This window comes from Pseudomonas fluorescens (genome assembly GCF_902497875.1).
GTDB classification, from domain to species: domain Bacteria; phylum Pseudomonadota; class Gammaproteobacteria; order Pseudomonadales; family Pseudomonadaceae; genus Aquipseudomonas; species Aquipseudomonas fluorescens_BR.
Genome location: NZ_CABVHY010000084.1, coordinates 1 through 2,713 on the forward strand (window position 1 = coordinate 1; position 2,713 = coordinate 2,713).

At 59.4% G+C, this 2,713-nt stretch carries 2 protein-coding genes; one reads left to right on the top strand and one right to left on the bottom strand.

The genetic code is table 11. The annotated features are described in order from the left end of the window. The coding region (locus F8N85_RS33610; protein ID WP_150807656.1) for a hypothetical protein at window positions 1–238 on the top strand (238 nt) is incomplete at its 5' end. A gap of 989 nt (window positions 239–1,227) precedes the next feature. Here the strand turns inward: F8N85_RS33610 and F8N85_RS33615 are convergent. Next, window positions 1,228–2,655, bottom strand: coding sequence for a GGDEF domain-containing protein (locus tag F8N85_RS33615; RefSeq protein WP_150807346.1), 1,428 nt, complete (start codon window positions 2,653–2,655; stop codon window positions 1,228–1,230). Window positions 2,656–2,713 lie beyond the last annotated feature (58 nt).

The following is a 2,713-nucleotide window of genomic DNA, read 5'->3' on the forward strand; positions in this document are numbered from 1 at the left end:
GTCGACCCGTAACTTCCCGAACCGTCTGGGCGACGGCGCGAACGTCTACCTGGCTTCGGCCGAGTTGGCGTCTGTCGCCTCCATCCTGGGTCGTCTGCCGACCGTCGAGGAGTACATGGAATACGCCGGCAAGATCGACAGCATGGCGGCCGATGTTTACCGCTACCTGTCCTTCGACCAGATCGCCGAGTTCCGTGAAGCGGCTGCGAACGCCAACATCCCGGTCGTTCAAGCCTGACGCCTGTGGCGAGGGAGCTTGCTCCCGCCGGCCTGTCCGCGCTCGGGCGCAGCAATCGTAAAATCAGCCCCCGCATTCCATCTGGATACTCGCGGTGGCTGATTTTCGGGCCGCTTCGCAACCCAGCGGGAGCAAGCTCCCTCGCCACAAAAAAACGCCGCCCATCGTGAGATGAGCGGCGTTTTTTCATGCCTGTACGAAGATCAACTGTGTGGGCGTACTCGCGGGGTGTCAGTAGGCACTTGTATTGACTGACACACCGCCTTCTCGCAGCCCCTCAATTGTCTGGGTACATCCGCGAGAGCCAGGCCGGCTGTCAGGCCGCCTCGCTTTGGCTCTGGCTTTTGCTTTGGCTTTTGATCCTGATCTTGATCTACCCGCCCCTTCGGCAGGCCGAGTGGAGGTGTTCATCAGGGGGGTGGCGCGTAGCGCCGTCAGCGCAGCTGACTCCGCCGCATTGCGGCGCCCCCTGATGGACACCGGAGCGAGGGAACACCGAGCCTTGGCGAGGTGCCGAACGCTTGGGGCGAGACCTTTGGTTCCTTTGGGGCGTTTGCCAAAGGGACTCGCTGTAAAAGCGAAACCTTAAGTGGCCGTTACCGCGGAAATGGATATGTACACCAGTGAGAGATAGGCCGGCTGTCAGGCCGCCTATCGCGAGCAAGCTCGCTCCCACAATGGATCTGGTACATCCGCAAGAGCCAGGCGGGCTGTCAGGCCGCCATCGCGAGCAAGTCGGATCGTCGCACCGCCGCTCCCACATTGGATCTGGGTACATCCGCGAGAGACAGGTCGGCTGTCAGGCCGCTATCGCGAGCAGGCTCGCTCCCACAGTGGGTCTGTGTACATCCGCAAGAGCCAGGCCGGCTGTCAGGCCGCCTTCGCAGGTAAGTAGGATCGCCGCACCGCCCCTCCCACAGGATTTTCAGCGAGCCCGGAAAACAGCCGGGATATCGATGCCGACGCTTTCAGCAACTTCGAAATGAGGGTCAGGGCAGAGGTTGGAGGCTGGTTTTGATGGCAGTGACCACCCGGTTACGGCCTTGGTGTTTAGCGTGATACAGGCGTTGATCGGCTACACGCAGAATGGCCTCGATGGTGTCGCCGTCGCGGCCGGATTGCGATACACCGATGCTCACTGTGACCGCGCTTGACCGCTGCAGGCCATTAAAAGAAGTCTTTGCAACGGTGCTTCGCAGATGCTCGGCGACTACCTGCGCGCCTTCGAGTGAAGTCTGAGGTAGCAGTATCATGAACTCTTCCCCGCCCACTCGGGCTACGCCGTCATACGGCCGGATCGAATCGAGGCATTTCTGCACGAACCTCTTCAGGATGTCATCGCCAACCTGATGCCCGAAGCGATCGTTGATCGCCTTGAAATTGTCGAGATCGAGCGCCAACACAGAGAATGGCGCACCGCCGCGCGCGGTCCGGCCAATTTCGGCTTCGACCCGCTCCATGAACCGACGGCGATTATCAGCACCTGTCAGTGGATCGGTCGCCGCCAGGTGCCCGAGTTCCTGATTGGTGCGCTGGAGTTCCTGCAGGGCGCTCTCGGTATACGCCATCGCCTCGGAAAGACGCACCATCAGCTCCTCTTGGCTGTAAATCTTCGAGAACGACCGCGTGGTGAGGAATGCTTGCACGACCCCATAGCTCAACAGGAAGAATCCAGCGGCGAAGATCACATGAGCGAGCCACCACATGTGGTTCCACGGACGGGCAAGAATAAAGGCGAGAGAGGACAATGCGAACGCGGTGACCGAGATGACAACAATCACCATCAGCGGCGAACTGATACGGCGCAGCAGGAGCATTGCCACGGTCAATGTGGAAAGAACGAGGGCACCACCTTCCAGCGAGAGGCGCACCGCGAGATGGCCGGCGATCGACGAATTCGCGACGTACGCCACTGCCAGGTCAACCAGCAGGAACAGTCCTATCCAGGTCAACCACGGGCGGACCTTCATTCGTTGGTCCGGGGCATCAGGTGGGCGGTGGTACGAAAGCATTCCGACTAACAGCAGACTCGCCATGACCAGTCGAGAGGCCGGTCCATAAAGCAGGAAGAGCCAGATATTGTGGTGTGCGAGTCCGGTGAACGCACCATGCAACGCGTAGATCAGCACAAAACCGAGAAAGCCAAGCGTCATCCATCGCAGCAGCGGGTCTCCCGATGACTGATAGCAGCGCCACGTTACGTAAGTCACAAACAAGCCTGCCAAGGTGGCTGCCGTGATCGCAATGATATGGAACAGGTGGTTCTCGAATATAAGGGTGGGGTCTTGAAAGAAGTACAAGTAGCCAATCAGATAGGCTGGAACAAACGCAAATCCTGCGAGCAGCACGCAGGCATAAACCTTGATCATGATACGGACGGCTTCAGGTGGCTCGCCGGTGGCGACGATATTGGTCATGGTTCCCTCCGATTTCAAATCCATTTTTGCCTACACCGGACCGGTGTCGGATCCAAAG

Bases quoted from the DNA above. Each gene is read 5' to 3' on its own strand.
- F8N85_RS33615 (WP_150807346.1), bottom strand. From the start codon at position 2,655: ATGACCAATATCGTCGCCACCGGCGAGCCACCTGAAGCCGTCCGTATC.